The organism is Streptomyces sp. NPDC046900, assembly GCF_040644975.1.
In the GTDB taxonomy this organism is placed as follows: Bacteria; Actinomycetota; Actinomycetes; order Streptomycetales; family Streptomycetaceae; genus Streptomyces.
Genome location: NZ_JBEYXD010000014.1, coordinates 85,655 through 101,596, shown reverse-complemented (window position 1 = coordinate 101,596; position 15,942 = coordinate 85,655). Strand labels below are relative to the sequence as shown.

Sequence of the window (15,942 nt, the reverse complement as noted above, 5' to 3'; positions counted from 1 at the left end):
ACCCCTTACAGCTTCATCAGGCTGGCGTCGTCGACCGAGGCCGAGTGGCGGGTACGGAACAGCGACACGATGATCGCGAGCCCGACCACGACCTCCGCGGCGGCGACGACCATCGTGAAGAACGCGATGATCTGGCCGTCGAGATTGCCGTGCATCCGGGAGAAGGTGACGAACGCGAGGTTGCAGGCATTGAGCATCAGCTCGATGCACATGAACACCACGATCGCGTTCCGCCGGATGAGCACACCGGTCGCGCCGATCGTGAACAACAGGGCGGCTAGGTAGAGGTAGTTGACCGGGTTCACTTCGACGCCTCCTCGGTCCTCTTGAGCGCCGGACGCTCCTCCTCGGACCGCTCCAGGCGCTCCGCGGCCCGCTGTTCGAGGGCCTTCAGATCGCCGATCGCCTCCTCGGACACATCACGGATCTGACCGCGCTCACGCAGGGTCTTGTTGACGGTCAGCTCGGACGGGGTGCCGTCCGGGAGAAGACCGGCGATGTCCACCGCGTTGTGCCGGGCGTAGACCCCGGGGGCCGGAAGCGGCGGAAGGTGCTTGCCCTCGCGCACCCGCTGCTCGGACAGCTCGCGCTGGGTCCGGGCGCGCTCGGTGCGCTCGCGGTGGGTGAGCACCATGGCGCCGACCGCGGCCGTGATGAGCAGGGCACCGGTGATTTCGAAGGCGTACACGTACTTGGTGAAGATGAGAGCCGCCAGACCCTCCACATTCCCGTTCGCGTTGGCCTTGCCCAAGCCGTTGAAGTCCTTCAGGGACGCGTGGGCGATGCCCGCGAGGAGCAGGACGCCGAAGCCGACCCCGCACACAAGGGCCAGCCAGCGCTGGCCCTTGATGGTTTCCTTCAGGGAGTCCGCCGCGGTGACACCGACGAGCATCACCACGAACAGGAACAGCATCATGATCGCGCCGGTGTAGACGACGATCTGCACGACCCCGAGGAAGTAGGCGCCGTTGGCGAGGTAGAACACCGCCAGCACGATCATGGTGCCGGCCAGGCAGAGCGCGCTGTGCACGGCCTTCTTCATGAAGACGGTGCACAGGGCGCCGATCACCGCGACGGTGCCGAGGACCCAGAACTGGAAGGCCTCTCCCGTGGAGGTGGTGTAGACGGCAAGTTGCGGGCTCATGCGTCGGCCCCCTGTTCCTCGGGCTTCTCTCCCTTGGAGACGGCCACCTGACGCACCGTGCCGGGCGCGGCCTCCGTCACCAGACCCCGGTAGTAGTCCTGCTCGTCCGTCCCCGGGTAGATGGCGTGGGGCGTGTCGACCATGCCCTCTTCGAGGCCGGCGAGCAGCTGCTCCTTGGTGTAGATGAGGTTGGCGCGGCTGGAGTCGGCGAGCTCGAACTCGTTCGTCATGGTGAGCGCGCGGGTGGGGCACGCCTCGATGCACAGCCCGCACAGGATGCAGCGGGCGTAGTTGATCTGGTACACCCGCCCGTACCGCTCGCCCGGCGAGTAGCGCTCCTCGTCCGTGTTGTCCGCGCCCTCGACGTAGATCGCGTCGGCGGGGCAGGCCCATGCGCAGAGCTCGCAGCCGACGCACTTCTCCAGGCCGTCCGGATGGCGGTTGAGCTGGTGCCGTCCGTGGAACCGCGGGGCCGTGGTCTTCTTCTGCTCCGGGTACTGCTCGGTCAGCCGCTTCTTGAACATGGCCTTGAAGGTCACGCCGAAGCCGGCCACGGGGTTCTGGAAACCGGGCTTGGTCTCCTTGGGCTCCTCAGCCATCGGACGCCTCCTTTCCATCCGAAGATCCGTCGCTGACAGTGTCCGGTCCACCACTGACAATCAGCTCCCGCTGGCCGCGCGAACGGCGCCGCGGTACCGGCGGCAGCGTCTGACCGGGCAGCGGCGGCACGGGGAATCCGCCCGCCATCGCGTCGAATGCGGCCGGCCCCTCGGCGGGCCGTTCGCCCTCCGTGGCCTTCCCGCGGAACATGTCGATGACGAACGACACCAGCAGCAGCGCGAGGATGCCGCCCGCGACATACAAGGCGATGTCGGCGAAGCCGTAGTTCTCGTTGCGCAGCACCCGCACGGTCGCCACGAGCATCAGCCAGACCACGGAGACCGGGATGAGCACCTTCCAGCCGAGCTTCATCAGCTGGTCGTAGCGGACGCGCGGCAGCGTTCCGCGCAGCCAGATGAAGAAGAACAGCAGCAACTGGACCTTGACGACGAACCAGAGCAGCGGCCACCAGCCGTGGTTGGCTCCCGCCCAGAAGGTGCTGATCGGCCACGGGGCCCGCCAGCCGCCCAGGAAGAGCGTGGTCGACACGGCCGAGACGGTCACCATGTTCACGTACTCGGCGAGCATGAACATCGCGAACTTGATCGACGAGTACTCGGTGTTGAACCCGCCGACCAGGTCGCCCTCCGACTCGGGCATGTCGAAGGGGGCGCGGTTGGTCTCGCCGACCATCGTGACGATGTAGATGATGAACGAGACCGGGAGCAGCAGGATGAACCAGCGGTCGTGCTGCTGCTCGACGATCCGCGACGTCGACATCGACCCCGAGTAGAGGAACACGGAGGCGAAGGCGGCGCCCATGGCGATCTCGTACGAGATCATCTGCGCGCAGGAGCGCAGACCGCCCAGCAGCGGATAGGTGGATCCGGAGCTCCAGCCCGCCAGCACGATGCCGTAGATGCCGACCGAGGCGATCGCGAGGATGTAGAGCATCGCGATCGGCAGGTCGGTCAGTTGCATCGCGGTGCGGTGGCCGAAGATCGAGATCTCGTTGCCGGAGGGTCCGAAGGGGATCACCGCGATCGCCATGAAGGCCGGGATGGCCGCGACGATCGGCGCGAGGACGTAGACCACCTTGTCCGCGCGCTTGACGATGACGTCTTCCTTCAGCATCAGCTTCACGCCGTCGGCGAGCGACTGGAGCATGCCCCAGGGGCCGTGCCGGTTGGGGCCGATGCGCAGCTGCATCCAGGCGACGACCTTGCGCTCCCACACGATGGAGAACAGCACGGTCACCATCAGGAAGGCGAAGCAGAAGACCGCCTTGATGACGACCAGCCACCACGGGTCGTGGCCGAACATGGAGAGGTCTTCAGCGGCGAGGTACGGGCTCATGCCTCCACCTCCTTGGGGGCGTCGACGGTGGACGTCGCCGGGCCGATGCGGACGAGGGTGCCGGGCAGCGCGCCGGTGTCGGAGGCGACGCCGCCACCCGTGGAGTTCAGCGGGAGCCAGACGACGCGGTCGGGCATCTCGGTGATCTGCAGCGGGAGTTCGACGGTTCCGGCGGGGCCGGTCACGGCGAAGGTGTCGCCGTCCTTGACGCCCGCCTCGGCAGCGGTGGCGGCGGACACACGCGCGCGTGCCGCGTGCCGGGTGCCGGCGAGCGCGTCGTCGCCCTCCTGGAGGCGGCCCAGGTCGAGCAGCAGCCGGTGGCCCGCGAGCACGGCCTCCCCGGCTGCCGGGCGCGGCAGCTGCCCGCCGATCTCCAGAGGGTTGTTCGCCCGTGGTCCGCCCCATGCGCCGAGCCGGTCCAGCTCCATGCGCACGGTGCGCAGATCGGGCAGGCCCAGATGGACGTCCATGGCGTCGGCGAGCATCTGGAGCACACGTGCGTCGGTGGGTGCCACGGAGCGGGTCATCTGGTCGGGCTTGAGCGCGGCCTCGAAGAAGCGGGCCCGGCCCTCCCAGTTGAGGAAGGTGCCGGCCTTCTCGGCGACCGCCGCGACCGGCAGCACCACGTCCGCGCGGTCGGTGACCTCGCCGGGGCGCAGTTCGAGCGAGACCACGAAGTCCACCGCGGAGAGTGCTGCACGCGCGCGTGCCGGATCCGGCAGGTCGGCGACGTCGACGCCGGCGACCAGCAGGGCCCGCAGTTCGCCCGTGGCCGCGGCCTCCACGATCTGACCCGTGTCCCGGCCGTAGCGGTGCGGGAGTTCGGCGACGCCCCAGGCGGCGGCGACCTCCTCCCGCGCGCGCGGGTCGCTCGCCGGACGGCCGCCCGGCAGCAGCGAGGGCAGGGCGCCCACCTCGACCGCCCCGCGCTCCCCGGCCCGGCGCGGGATCCACACCAGGTGGGCGCCGGTCGCGGCCGCGGTCCGGACGGCGGCGGTGAGTCCGCCCGCCACGGCGGCGAGGCGTTCGCCGACGACGATCACCGCGCCCTCGGTGCGCAGGGCCTCGGCGGCCCGTACGCCGTCCTCCTCCAGGCCGACCTTGCCGGCCAGCGCGTCCAGCCACTCGGTCTCGGTGCCGGGCGCGGCGGGCAGCAGGGTGCCGCCGGCCTTCGCAAGGCCCCGGGTGGCGTGTGTGGCGAGCGAGAACACCTGCTGTCCGTGTCCGCGCCAGGCCTTGCGCAGCCGCAGGAAGACGCCGGGCGCCTCCTCCTCGGACTCGAACCCGACGAGGAGGACGGCGGGTGCCTTCTCCAGGGAGGTGTACGTGACGCCCGTACCGTCGAGGTCGCGTCCGCGGCCCGCGATCCTGGCGGCCAGGAAGTCGGCCTCCTCACCGCTGTGCACGCGCGCGCGGAAGTCGATGTCGTTCGTGTCGAGGGCCACGCGTGCGAACTTGCTGTACGCGTAGGCGTCCTCGACGGTGAGCCGGCCACCGGTCAGCACACCGGCCCGGCCCCGCGCGGCGAGCAGGCCCCGTGCGGCGATCTCCAGCGCCTCGGGCCAGGACGCGGGCTCCAGTTCACCGGATTCGCCGCGCACCAGCGGGGTGTCGAGGCGGTCCCTCATCTGCGCGTACCGGAACGCGAAGCGCCCCTTGTCGCAGATCCACTCCTCGTTGACCTCGGGGTCGTTCGCCGCGAGGCGGCGCATGACCTTTCCGCGCCGGTGGTCCGTGCGGGTCGCGCAGCCGCCGGAGCAGTGCTCGCACACCGACGGCGACGAGACGAGGTCGAAGGGCCGCGAGCGGAAGCGGTACGCCGCCGAGGTGAGCGCGCCCACCGGGCAGATCTGGATGGTGTTGCCGGAGAAGTACGACTCGAAGGGGTCGCCCTCACCGGTGCCCACCTGCTGGAGTGCGCCGCGCTCCAGCAGCTCGATCATCGGATCGCCCGCGATCTGGTTGGAGAACCGGGTGCAGCGGGCGCACAGCACGCACCGTTCCCGGTCCAGCAGCACCTGGGTGGAGATCGGGACGGGCTTCTCGTAGGTACGCTTGCCGCCCTCGAAGCGGGACTCGGCGTGGCCGTGCGACATGGCCTGGTTCTGCAGCGGGCACTCGCCGCCCTTGTCGCAGACCGGGCAGTCCAGCGGGTGGTTGATGAGCAGCAGCTCCATCACACCCTTCTGGGCCTTTTCGGCGACGGGTGAGGTGAGGTGCGTCTTCACCACCATCCCGTCCGTGCACGTGATCGTGCAGGAGGCCATGGGCTTGCGCTGGCCCTCGACCTCGACGATGCACTGGCGGCAGGCGCCGGCCGGGTCGAGCAGAGGGTGGTCGCAGAAGCGGGGGATCTCGATGCCGAGCTGTTCGGCGGCACGGATGACCAGGGTGCCCTTGGGCACGCTGATCTCGATGCCGTCGATCGTCAGCGTGACGAGGTCCTCCGGCGGGACCGCCGCCCCTCCCCCTCCCGAGGGAGCGCTGGTGGTCACAGTCATGCGGTCACCTCCGCGGGCTTGTCCGCCCAGGCCGTGGACTTGGCCGGGTCGAAGGGGCAGCCCCGGCCCGTGATGTGCTCCTCGTACTCCTCGCGGAAGTACTTGAGGGAGGAGAAGATCGGCGAGGCGGCGCCGTCACCGAGGGCGCAGAACGACTTGCCGTTGATGTTGTCGGCGATGTCGGCGAGCTTGTCGAGGTCGGACATCGCGCCCTTGCCCGCCTCGATGTCCCGCAGCAACTGGACGAGCCAGTACGTCCCTTCGCGGCAGGGTGTGCACTTGCCGCAGGACTCGTGGGCGTAGAACTCGGTCCAGCGGGTGACGGCACGGACCACACAGGTCGTCTCGTCGAAGCACTGCAGGGCCTTGGTGCCGAGCATGGAACCGGCGGCGCCCACGCCCTCGTAGTCGAGCGGGACGTCGAGGTGCTCGTCGGTGAACATCGGCGTCGAGGAGCCGCCCGGCGTCCAGAACTTGAGGCGGTGGCCGGGCCGCATGCCGCCGCTCATCTCGAGCAGCTGGCGGAGCGTGATGCCGAGCGGGGCCTCGTACTGACCGGGGCTCGCGACATGGCCGCTGAGCGAGTAGAGCGTGAAGCCGGGTGACTTCTCGCTGCCCATCGACCGGAACCACTCCTTGCCCCGGGTCAGGATCGCGGGAACGGACGCGATGGACTCGACGTTGTTCACCACAGTCGGGCACGCGTAGAGGCCCGCGACCGCAGGGAAGGGGGGACGCAGCCGTGGCTGGCCACGGCGGCCTTCGAGCGAGTCGAGCAGTGCGGTCTCCTCACCGCAGATGTACGCGCCCGCGCCCGCGTGCACGGTGAGTTGGAGGTCGAGTCCGCTGCCCAGGATGTTCTCGCCGAGGTAGCCCGCTGCGTAGGCCTCGTCCACGGCCGAGTGCAGCCGGCGAAGTACGGGGACGACCTCACCCCGCAGATAGATGAAGGCATGCGACGACCTGATGGCGTAGCACGCGATGACGATGCCCTCGATGAGGCTGTGCGGGTTCGCGAAGAGGAGCGGGATGTCCTTGCAGGTCCCGGGCTCCGACTCGTCGGCGTTGACAACAAGATAGTGAGGCTTGCCGTCGCCCTGCGGAATGAACTGCCACTTCATTCCGGTCGGGAATCCCGCGCCGCCGCGCCCCCGCAGTCCGGAGTCCTTGACGTACGCGATCACGTCGTCCGGCGACATGGCGAGCGCCTTGCGGAGCCCCTCGTACCCCTCGTGCCGTCGGTAGACGTCCAGCGTCCAGGCCTTCTCCTCGTCCCAGAAGGCGGACAGGACGGGTGCCAGCAGCTTCTCGGGGCTGCTCTCTCCCCCACCCTCGAACTTGCCCGGGCGGGAGGTCCCCCCGTCCTCGGTGGTCACTGTCATCACTCCCCCTCCTCCGTGACGGGACCCGCCGGGTGGGCCGGGTCAGAGGCCGATGTGTCCTGTGGCGCGTCGTGCGACCCGAGGTGCTCGGCCGGTGACGGCTCGTGCACCGATCCCGGTCGCGGCTCGTCGTGCGGTCCGCCGTCCCGCGGATGCACCACGCGCGCCGTAGGGGTCTCGCCCTTGGAGAGCCGGAGCCCGATCAGCGAGGCGGGGCCCGCGCTGCCCGTCGCCTCGACGGCACCGTCCCGTTCGTCGGGGAAGCCCGCCAGCATCCGGGCGGTCTCCTTGAAGGTGCACAGGGGGGCGCCGCGGGTGGGTTCGACCTGCCGTCCCGCGCGCAGGTCGTCCACCAGGCTCTTGGCGCTCTGCGGGGTCTGGTTGTCGAAGAACTCCCAGTTCACCATCACGACCGGCGCGTAGTCGCAGGCCGCGTTGCACTCGATGTGCTCCAGGGTGACCTTGCCGTCCGCGGTGGTCTCGCCGTTGCCGACGCCCAGGTGCTCCTGGAGGGCGGAGAAGATCGCGTCGCCGCCCATCACGGCACACAGGGTGTTGGTGCAGACACCCACCTGGTAGTCACCGGAGGGCTTGCGCCGGTACATGGTGTAGAAGGTGGCGACCGCGGTGACCTCGGCCGTGGTCAGGTCCAGCATGTCCGCGCAGAACTGCATTCCGGTCCGCGTGACGTGCCCCTCCTCCGACTGCACCAGGTGCAGCAGCGGAAGCAGGGCGGACCGCGAGTCCGGGTAGCGGTCGATGATCTCGTGCGCGTCCCGCTCGAGCCGGGCTCGAACGTCGTCCGGGTAGCCGGGCGCGGGCAGCTCGGGCATGCCCAGGCTGACGCCCCGCTCCGAGGAACTGGTGGTCACCGGTCGACGCCTCCCATCACGGGGTCGATGGACGCGACGGCGACGATCACGTCGGCGACCTGACCGCCCTCGCACATCGCCGCCATGGCTTGCAGATTGGTGAAGGACGGGTCGCGGAAGTGGACCCGGTAGGGGCGGGTGCCGCCGTCGGACACGACGTGCACGCCCAGTTCGCCTTTGGGCGACTCGACCGCCGCGTACGCCTGTCCCGGCGGGACGCGGAAGCCCTCGGTCACCAGCTTGAAGTGGTGGATCAGGGCCTCCATGGAGGTGCCCATGATCTTCTTGATGTGGTCGAGGGAGTTGCCGAGCCCGTCCGGTCCCAGCGCGAGCTGGGCGGGCCAGGCGATCTTCTTGTCGGCGACCATGACCGGGCCGGGCTGCAGCCGGTCCAGGCACTGCTCGATGATTCTCAGCGACTGGCGCATCTCCTCCAGGCGGATGAGGAAGCGGCCGTAGGCGTCGCAGCTGTCGGCGGTCGGGACCTCGAAGTCGTAGGTCTCGTAGCCGCAGTAGGGCTGTGCCTTGCGCAGGTCGTGCGGCAGGCCCGCGGAGCGCAGGATCGGGCCGGTGGCACCGAGGGCCATGCAGCCGGCCAGATCGAGGTAGCCGATGTCCTGCATACGGGCCTTGAAGATGGGGTTCCCGGTGGCGAGCTTGTCGTACTCCGGGAGGTTCTTCCTCATCTTCTTGACGAACTCGCGGATCTGGTCCACCGCGCCCGGCGGCAGGTCCTGGGCGAGTCCGCCGGGGCGGACGTAGGCGTGGTTCATCCGCAGACCGGTGATCAGCTCGTAGATGTCGAGGATCAGCTCCCGGTCGCGGAAGCCGTAGATCATGATGGTGGTGGCGCCGAGCTCCATGCCTCCGGTGGCGATGCACACCAGGTGGGAGGACAACCGGTTCAGCTCCATCAGGAGCACGCGGATGAGCGTGGCGCGGTCAGGGATCTCGTCCTCGATGCCGAGGAGCTTCTCGACCGCGAGGCAGTACGCCGTCTCGTTGAAGAACGGCGTCAGGTAGTCCATGCGCGTCACGAACGTGGTGCCCTGCGTCCACGTGCGGTACTCGAGGTTCTTCTCGATGCCGGTGTGGAGGTAGCCGATTCCGCAGCGGGCCTCGGTGACGGTCTCGCCCTCGATCTCCAGGATCAGCCGGAGCACGCCGTGCGTGGACGGGTGCTGAGGGCCCATGTTGACGATGAGGCGCTCGTCGTCGGCGCGGGCCGCGGACTGGACGACCTCGTCCCAGTCGCCGCCGGTGACCGTGTAGACGGTGCCTTCGGTCGTCTCGCGCGCGGAGGCGGAGGAGGGAGTATGCGTGCTCATGAGTACGACCTCCGCTGGTCCGGAGCCGGGATCTGGGCGCCCTTGTACTCGACGGGGATACCGCCGAGGGGATAGTCCTTGCGCTGCGGGAAGCCCTGCCAGTCGTCGGGCATCATGATCCGGGTCAGCGCGGGGTGGCCGTCGAAGATCAGGCCGAAGAAGTCGTACGTCTCGCGCTCGTGCCAGTCGTTCGTGGGATAGACGGAGACGAGCGACGGGATGTGCGGGTCGGCGTCGGGGGCGCCGACCTCCACGCGGAGCAGCCTGTTGTGGGTGATCGAGCGCAGGTGGTAGACGGCGTGCAGCTCGCGGCCCTTGTCGCCGGGGTAGTGCACTCCGCTCACACCCGTGCACAGCTCGAAGCGGAGCGCCGGGTCGTCGCGGAGGGTCCGGGCGACGGCCAGGAGGTACTCGCGTTCGATGTGGAAGGTCAGCTCGCCGCGGTCGACGACCGTCTTCTCGATGGCGTTCTCGGGGACGAGTCCCTGTTCCTCCAGGGCGCCCTCCAACTCGTCGGCGACCTCGTCGAACCAGCCGCCGTAGGGGCGGGTCGAGGCACCGGGGAGCCGGATGGAGCGGACGAGGCCGCCGTAACCGGAGGTGTCGCCGCCGTTGTTGGCGCCGAACATGCCGCGCTGGACCCGGATCTCCTCGCCGTGGTCGCCGCGCATACCCGGGAGGTTCGCGGCGCCGAGGTCCTTCTCGGGGTTGACGCCGTTGCCGTTCTCCGCGGCTCCGTTCGCGCCGTTGCCCGGAGTGTTCGCGCCGTTGCTCTTCGCGTCGCTCATCGCAGCAGCCCCTTCATCTCGATCGTCGGAAGAGCCTTGAGGGCCGCTTCCTCCGCCTCGCGGGCCGCCTCCTCGGCGTTGACGCCGAGCTTGGAGGTCTGGATCTTGTGGTGCAGCTTGAGGATCGCGTCCATCAGCATCTCGGGCCGCGGTGGGCAGCCGGGCAGATAGATGTCGACGGGGACGATGTGGTCGACGCCCTGGACGATCGCGTAGTTGTTGAACATGCCGCCCGAGGAGGCGCAGACCCCCATGGAGATCACCCACTTGGGGTTCGGCATCTGGTCGTAGACCTGCCTGAGCACCGGCGCCATCTTCTGACTGACCCGGCCCGCGACGATCATCAGGTCCGCCTGGCGGGGCGAACCACGGAAGACCTCCATGCCGAAGCGCGCCAGGTCGTAACGGCCGGCTCCGGTGGTCATCATCTCGATGGCACAGCAGGCGAGGCCGAAGGTGGCGGGGAAGACCGACGCCTTGCGCACCCAGCCCGCGGCCTGCTCGACGGTGGTCAGAAGGAAACCGCTCGGCAGCTTTTCTTCGAGTCCCATGTCCAAAGGCCCCTCAGTCCCATTCCAAGCCGCCGCGTCGCCATACATACGCGTAGGCGACGAAGACGGTGAGCACGAAGAGCAGCATCTCCACGAGCCCGAAGATCCCCAGGGAGTCGAAGGTGACGGCCCAGGGGTAGAGGAAGACGATCTCGATGTCGAAGACGATGAAGAGCATCGCCGTCAGGTAGTACTTGATCGGGAAACGCCCGCCACCGGCCGGCGTGGGGGTCGGCTCGATACCGCACTCATACGCTTCGAGCTTGGCGCGGTTGTACCGCTTCGGACCGATCAGCGTGGCCATGACCACGGAGAAGATCGCAAAGCCTGCCCCGAGGGCTCCCAGTACGAGGATGGGCGCATACGCGTTCACCGCTCCTCGCTCCTCTCAGTCGGCACTGACTGCTGGCGGTTGCCGGGCTCACAGCTGCCCCACCTGTCCCACGACCCCCGCTCGTCCCGGCGAAGATCGCGTACATGTGAAGCAGGTCACAAGCCCAACTGCCCCGCATCTTATGCCCGCCGCTATGTGATCTGCGACACGGGGGTCAGGACCTACTTTGTGATCTCCACCACCCGGCGAAGGATCATGAAGTCGGATGAGCGGTGATCTTCATACGCGAAGCAGTCGAGTGATCACCAAGAGGTGACATTTTCGCTCATCCTCGCAGGTCGGAGCGGCCTTGCAATATCAAAGTGATGGCGTTGAAAGCAAATTAGCCCTGGACCGGATCGCTTGATAAAGGAGTCCGTTCACACTTCAGGGGTAGGAGCGGTGACAGATGTGGACGTGTGCGCGCGTTCACGAGCAGGGGCCGCGCCTTCACGGGCCTTCACGATCAAAGGCGCACCCCGCGGACGGGAGTGCACGCGTTCACGAGCCAGAGGGCGCCACCGCGCGCGAGACGCCACCGCGGCGGTGACCGTTCCGTGACCTGTGCCACATCCGCGTGAGGTTCCGACGAACCAGGCTTGGCCACCCGGCATATCCAGTGGTAGGTGCGGAGCAATCCGGGCGTAACGGCGAAAGGCCGTGTTCACAGCCCTGATCACCGCTGTCCGTAATGCCCGTTACGGCGTCAATAAAGAGTGACGCCCCGGCAATTCAGGGTCTCCATTGAACAACTGTGGCGCACCACACGTTTCTTGAAGGTATGGAGGAGCCCCTGGTACCGCTTGTACCCATGTCCCACACCGCTCACATACGCAGCCACCGGAAACCCCGGAACCGCAACGCGTCGACGATCGCGATGCGGGCCGGAGTCGCGGGTGGCGTCCTCAGCCTGGCCGCCGCCGGCGCCTCGGCCTCGGCCAACGCGGCCGAGCCGGTGACACAGACCCTCGAACTGCCCACCCTGACGGCCGACCTGGCCACTCAGGTCGCGCAGTCCGCCGAGGCCACCCAGCTGGCCGCGGCCAACTACCAGTTGCAGGCCGAGCGTGACGCGGCCGCCGCACATGCCGCGAAGCAGGCCAATGCGGACCTAGCAGCGGCCAAGAAGAAGGCGGCGGAGGCCAAGCGCAAGGCGGAGGCCGCCCGCCAGGCCGAGGCCGCCTCGCGCAGCACCGCGCGGACCGTCCTCTCCGCGGCGACGAGCACCGCCTCGACGTCCACGGCCACCGGTTCGGCCGCGGCGATCGTCGCCTTCGTCAAGGCGCAGATCGGTGACTCGTACGTCATGGGCGGTACCGGCCCCAACTCGTGGGACTGCTCCGGTCTTGTGCAGGCCGCGTTCAAGCAGGTCGGCGTGAGCCTGCCGCGCGTCTCGCAGGGCCAGTCGACCGCCGGCACGCAGGTCTCGCTGAGCAATCTGCAGCCGGGCGACATCCTCTACTGGGGCGGCGCGGGCAGCGCGTACCACGTGGCGGTGTACGTCGGCGACGGCATGTTCGTCGGTGCGCAGAACCCCTCGACCGGCGTCGTCGAGAAGCCGCTGTCGTACGACCCGCCGAGCGGTGCGGTCCGGGTGCTCTGACCCCATCCACCAGCCGCACGGGTGAAGGGCCGCAGCCGCTCGGGGGCAGCGGCCCTTCCGGCACACCCGCATGCCGTCCCCCGGACTCCCCCGAAGTGAGGACGCGCCGCCCGACGCCGCGCCTTCACCCGCCCGTGCCGCTCACCCGAGGTCGAAGGTGTTCGGCAGGCCGAGCCGATAGCGCAGTTCGTCGACCCGCTTGAGGGGCTCCAGCTCCGGCGGCTGGTAGTGGCCCCAGGTGACGCAGCGCGCCGCGGCCGACCCGTCGGCGTCGAGCAGAGCGTTGACGGCGTGCCGGGCGGCCTCGTTGGCGCCCTCCATGGAGGCCAGGTTCATACCCGTGCGGACGTAGTCGCCGGCGAGGAAGAAGTTCGGCACGGCGGTCTTCGCCGAGGGGCGGTTGTAGAGCGAGCCGACAGGATGGATGAGCAGTTGCTCCCGGTTGGCCGGATCCGGCCCGCCCATGCCCGTCACGGCGGGGTCCAGGAACCACGCCAGCCGGTCCTCGTCCTTCAGCACGGGATCCCCCGCGACACCGACCGCGTCCTGGAGTTGGGCCCAGACCTCGGCCACGAACTCCTCACGGGTGCACTGGCGTGCCGTCTTCCCGTACAGAATCCCGGGCTTGTCCCACTCGGAGGCGATGGCGGAGACGCAGTCCACGGCGCGCCCGTCCCCGTACTCGGCGGGAAAGTCGTGCGTGTCCCAGAACTGCGCCTGCCCGACCGCCGTCACCGACCAGGGCGAGTCGAGGCAGTTGACGTGCCCGTTCACCATCGGGGTCCGCGTGCGCATGTAGTACTGGACGCCCACCATCCAGTCGGTGCGCAGGGCGTCGCACCGGCCGAGCTGCGGATCGGCGGCACGCAGCGCGGGGCCCCACGTCGGACGAGCGTGTTCGACGGGGAGGGCGGAGATGTAGTGGTCGGCGGTGACCGTGCGTGCGCCGGTGCCGTCCGGGGCGGTGACGCGGACTCCGGCGATCCGCCCGTTTTCATACATAACGTCCCGTACGGACGTGGAGAGCACGAACTCCACGCCGAGCGAGCGCAGATGGTCGACCCACGGGTCGAGCCACGCCTCGGTCGTGGGGCCGTTGAGGACGCGGTCGATGTCGCCGTCCTGGCCGAGCCCGAGCAGGCCGAAGACGAGGAAGTTCTCCATGTAGACGCCGGCGACCGTGCGGGTGGAGGACTCCTCGGCCTTGGTGGCCGTGAGGTTGCGGCTCTGGCCGATGGCGAACAACCGGCGGTACTCCTCGCTGAAGTCCTCGGCCCTGATGAAGTCCCACCAGGGCACCCGCTCCCACTGCTGGTCGCGGCGGACCTCGCAGCTGGTGAGGAAGACGAGCAGCCGGTTGACGAAATAGCTCAGTTCGTACGCGGGCATACGGGTCGCGAGACCGAGTACGGACAGCAGCTGATCGCGGATCCAGGCCGGAGTCAGGTCGCCCAGGTGCGGGGGTGTGGTGACCCGGCGCAGCGGGAAGTGCAGATCGGCCCGGCCGCCGGCGCGGGCGAACAGGGTCTCGGTGCCGGAGCGCAGGTTGTCGTGGACGCCGTCCGCGTTGCCCGGGTACGGAATGCGGCGCAGGGTGTCGGGGAGGTTGCGGTAGAAGCCGGGGATGAAGCGGAAGCCGTGTTCTCCGGGCAGCGGTTTGCGGCCGGCGGCCGCCGATCCCGGGACGGGGATGGAGCGGGCCTTGCCGCCGAGGACGTCGTAGTACTCGTAGACGGTGACGCGGTAGCCGCGTTCGGCGAGCTCGTGGGCGGCGGTCAGACCCGACACGCCGCCGCCCAGGACGGCGACGTGGCCCTGGCCGCTGGGGGCGGCCGCCGCCGGGCCCGCGGGCAGCGTGACCCCGACCGCGCCCCCTGCCGCACCGGCCGCCGCACCTTTCAGAAGGGTTCTTCGACTGTGTCCCGTACGCATGGCTCGGCCCCCTTCGGCCACGAATGCATCATGTGCACGTCACCGTACGGAGCCGGTCCTCTCAGCGGCCCGACACTCGCCGAACCTTCACGCCTTCGGCGCCACCTTGCTCAGACCGTTGATGATCCGGTCCATCGCGTCGCCACCCGTCGGATCCGTCAGGTTGGCGAGGAGCTTCAGCGTGAACTTCATCAGCAGCGGATGGGTCAGGCCCCGCTGCGCCGCGACCTTCATCACCTTCGGGTTGCCGATCAGCTTCACGAAGCCGCGGCCCAGGGTGTAGTAGCCGCCGTAGGTCTCCTTGAGGACCTTCGGGTAGTTGTGCAGGACCAGTTCGCGCTGAGCGGGGGTCGTCCGGGCCAGCGCCTGGACGATGACGTCCGCCACGATCTGTCCCGACTCCATGGCGTAGGCGATGCCCTCGCCGTTGAAGGGGTTCACCAGCCCGCCCGCGTCACCGACGAGGAGCAGGCCCTTCGTGTAGTGCGGCTGGCGGTTGAAGGCCATGGGGAGGGCGGCGCCGCGGATCGGTCCGGTCATGTTCTCGGGGGTGTAGCCCCAGTCCTCGGGCATCGAGGCGCACCAGGTCTTGAGCACCTCACGCCAGTCCAGCTCCTTGAAGGCGGCGGAGGTGTTCAGGACGCCGAGGCCGACGTTGGAGGTGCCGTCCCCCATGCCGAAGATCCAGCCGTAGCCCGGCAGCAGCCGCTCCTGGCCGCCGCGCCGGTCCCAGAGCTCCAGCCAGGACTCCAGGTAGTCGTCGTCGTGGCGCGGGGAGGTGAAGTACGTACGGACCGCGACGCCCATCGGGCGGTCCTCCCGGCGGTGCAGGCCCATGGCCAGCGACAGGCGCGAGGAGTTGCCGTCCGCGGCCACCACGAGCGGCGCGTGGAAGGTGACCTCGCGCTTCTCGTCGCCCAGCTTGGCGTGCACGCCGGTGATGCGTCCGGTGCGCTCGTCGACGATCGGCGCGCCCACGTTGCACAGCTCGTACAGGCGCGCGCCGGCCTTCTGCGCCTGGCGGGCCAGCTGCTCGTCGAAGTCGTCGCGCTTGCGGACGAGGCCGTAGTCCGGGTACGAGGCGAGATCCGGCCAGTCCAGCTCGAGCCGCACTCCGCCGCCGATGATGCGCAGACCCTTGTTGCGCAGCCAGCCGGCCTCCTCGGAGATGTCGATGCCCATCGCGACGAGCTGCTTGGTGGCGCGGGGCGTGAGGCCGTCGCCGCACACCTTCTCGCGCGGGAAGGCGGTCTTCTCCAGCAGCAGGACATCGAGCCCTGCCTTCGCCAGGTAGTACGCGGTGGTGGAACCGGCTGGCCCGGCCCCGACGACGATCACATCGGCAGTGTGTTCGGTAAGGGGCTGGGGCTCGGTCACGGCGGGTTCTCCCCAAGACTTGACGACGGCACGGACGACGCCGGCACCGACAGCGCCGAAATCCATGGTGAAAACGGCGTGCTGACGGGCACTGGACATGGGCAGTCTATTCAGCGGTACCGATCCCCCGGCTGA

At 69.1% G+C, this 15,942-nt stretch carries 14 protein-coding genes; 1 reads left to right on the top strand and 13 read right to left on the bottom strand.

Annotated features, from left to right (window positions below):
- Window positions 1-5 precede the first annotated feature (5 nt).
- The 11 genes from nuoK to ABZ904_RS16785 are packed head-to-tail and all read right to left on the bottom strand — an operon-like array spanning window position 6 to window position 10,895.
- Window positions 6-305: an NADH-quinone oxidoreductase subunit NuoK gene (gene nuoK, locus ABZ904_RS16835; protein WP_023547474.1), complete on the bottom strand. Its 300-nt coding sequence runs from the start codon at window positions 303-305 to the stop codon at window positions 6-8.
- Window positions 302-1,144: an NADH-quinone oxidoreductase subunit J gene (locus tag ABZ904_RS16830; protein WP_360990324.1), complete on the bottom strand. Its 843-nt coding sequence runs from the start codon at window positions 1,142-1,144 to the stop codon at window positions 302-304. Before ABZ904_RS16830 ends, nuoK begins: the two co-directional genes overlap by 4 nt.
- Window positions 1,141-1,743 carry an NADH-quinone oxidoreductase subunit NuoI gene (gene nuoI, locus ABZ904_RS16825; RefSeq protein WP_359395237.1) on the bottom strand — a complete coding sequence of 201 codons (603 nt, stop codon included), beginning with the start codon at window positions 1,741-1,743 and terminating at the stop codon, window positions 1,141-1,143. Before nuoI ends, ABZ904_RS16830 begins: the two co-directional genes overlap by 4 nt.
- Window positions 1,736-3,100, bottom strand: coding sequence for an NADH-quinone oxidoreductase subunit NuoH (nuoH, locus tag ABZ904_RS16820; RefSeq protein ID WP_359395234.1), 1,365 nt, complete (start codon window positions 3,098-3,100; stop codon window positions 1,736-1,738). The genes nuoI and nuoH overlap by 8 nt, the downstream gene beginning before the upstream one ends.
- Complete coding sequence (locus tag ABZ904_RS16815; protein WP_359395232.1) at window positions 3,097-5,601, bottom strand: NADH-quinone oxidoreductase subunit G; 2,505 nt, start codon at window positions 5,599-5,601, stop codon at window positions 3,097-3,099. The genes nuoH and ABZ904_RS16815 overlap by 4 nt, the downstream gene beginning before the upstream one ends.
- Entirely contained in the window at window positions 5,598-6,983 is a 1,386-nt protein-coding gene (gene nuoF / locus ABZ904_RS16810; protein WP_360990318.1) for an NADH-quinone oxidoreductase subunit NuoF, read from the bottom strand. The genes ABZ904_RS16815 and nuoF overlap by 4 nt, the downstream gene beginning before the upstream one ends.
- Window positions 6,983-7,855, bottom strand: coding sequence for an NADH-quinone oxidoreductase subunit NuoE (nuoE, locus tag ABZ904_RS16805; protein WP_360990315.1), 873 nt, complete (start codon window positions 7,853-7,855; stop codon window positions 6,983-6,985). Before nuoE ends, nuoF begins: the two co-directional genes overlap by 1 nt.
- Window positions 7,852-9,183, bottom strand: coding sequence for an NADH-quinone oxidoreductase subunit D (locus tag ABZ904_RS16800; protein ID WP_360990312.1), 1,332 nt, complete (start codon window positions 9,181-9,183; stop codon window positions 7,852-7,854). Before ABZ904_RS16800 ends, nuoE begins: the two co-directional genes overlap by 4 nt.
- Window positions 9,180-9,971 carry an NADH-quinone oxidoreductase subunit C gene (locus ABZ904_RS16795; RefSeq protein ID WP_359395223.1) on the bottom strand — a complete coding sequence of 264 codons (792 nt, stop codon included), beginning with the start codon at window positions 9,969-9,971 and terminating at the stop codon, window positions 9,180-9,182. Before ABZ904_RS16795 ends, ABZ904_RS16800 begins: the two co-directional genes overlap by 4 nt.
- Window positions 9,968-10,522 carry an NADH-quinone oxidoreductase subunit B gene (locus ABZ904_RS16790; protein ID WP_023547484.1) on the bottom strand — a complete coding sequence of 185 codons (555 nt, stop codon included), beginning with the start codon at window positions 10,520-10,522 and terminating at the stop codon, window positions 9,968-9,970. Before ABZ904_RS16790 ends, ABZ904_RS16795 begins: the two co-directional genes overlap by 4 nt.
- Window positions 10,523-10,535: 13 nt before the next feature.
- The gene (locus ABZ904_RS16785) at window positions 10,536-10,895 is read right to left on the bottom strand and encodes an NADH-quinone oxidoreductase subunit A (protein ID WP_030379754.1); all 360 of its coding nucleotides are present in this window, start codon (window positions 10,893-10,895) and stop codon (window positions 10,536-10,538) included.
- A gap of 811 nt (window positions 10,896-11,706) precedes the next feature.
- On the opposite strand from ABZ904_RS16785, the gene ABZ904_RS16780 reads away from it, so the two are divergent.
- On the top strand, window positions 11,707-12,498 hold the full coding sequence (locus tag ABZ904_RS16780; protein ID WP_360990307.1) for a C40 family peptidase: 792 nt from the start codon (window positions 11,707-11,709) through the stop codon (window positions 12,496-12,498).
- A 141-nt stretch (window positions 12,499-12,639) separates the two neighbouring features.
- Here the strand turns inward: ABZ904_RS16780 and ABZ904_RS16775 are convergent, their stop codons facing one another.
- On the bottom strand, window positions 12,640-14,430 hold the full coding sequence (locus tag ABZ904_RS16775; RefSeq protein WP_359395217.1) for an FAD-dependent oxidoreductase: 1,791 nt from the start codon (window positions 14,428-14,430) through the stop codon (window positions 12,640-12,642).
- Between the two features lie 87 nt (window positions 14,431-14,517).
- A complete protein-coding gene (locus tag ABZ904_RS16770) occupies window positions 14,518-15,807 on the bottom strand; it encodes a geranylgeranyl reductase family protein (RefSeq protein ID WP_359395215.1) in 1,290 nt (429 codons plus the stop codon).
- Window positions 15,808-15,942: the final 135 nt, after the last annotated feature.

Coding starts and splice junctions, on each gene's coding strand:
- ABZ904_RS16830 (WP_360990324.1), bottom strand. CDS start 1,144: ATGAGCCCGCAACTTGCCGTCTACACCACCTCCACGGGAGAGGCCTTC.
- nuoI (WP_359395237.1), bottom strand. CDS start 1,743: ATGGCTGAGGAGCCCAAGGAGACCAAGCCCGGTTTCCAGAACCCCGTG.
- nuoH (WP_359395234.1), bottom strand. CDS start 3,100: ATGAGCCCGTACCTCGCCGCTGAAGACCTCTCCATGTTCGGCCACGAC.
- ABZ904_RS16815 (WP_359395232.1), bottom strand. CDS start 5,601: ATGACTGTGACCACCAGCGCTCCCTCGGGAGGGGGAGGGGCGGCGGTC.
- nuoF (WP_360990318.1), bottom strand. CDS start 6,983: ATGACAGTGACCACCGAGGACGGGGGGACCTCCCGCCCGGGCAAGTTC.
- ABZ904_RS16800 (WP_360990312.1), bottom strand. CDS start 9,183: ATGAGCACGCATACTCCCTCCTCCGCCTCCGCGCGCGAGACGACCGAA.
- ABZ904_RS16795 (WP_359395223.1), bottom strand. CDS start 9,971: ATGAGCGACGCGAAGAGCAACGGCGCGAACACTCCGGGCAACGGCGCG.
- ABZ904_RS16790 (WP_023547484.1), bottom strand. CDS start 10,522: ATGGGACTCGAAGAAAAGCTGCCGAGCGGTTTCCTTCTGACCACCGTC.
- ABZ904_RS16780 (WP_360990307.1), top strand. CDS start 11,707: ATGTCCCACACCGCTCACATACGCAGCCACCGGAAACCCCGGAACCGC.
- ABZ904_RS16775 (WP_359395217.1), bottom strand. CDS start 14,430: ATGCGTACGGGACACAGTCGAAGAACCCTTCTGAAAGGTGCGGCGGCC.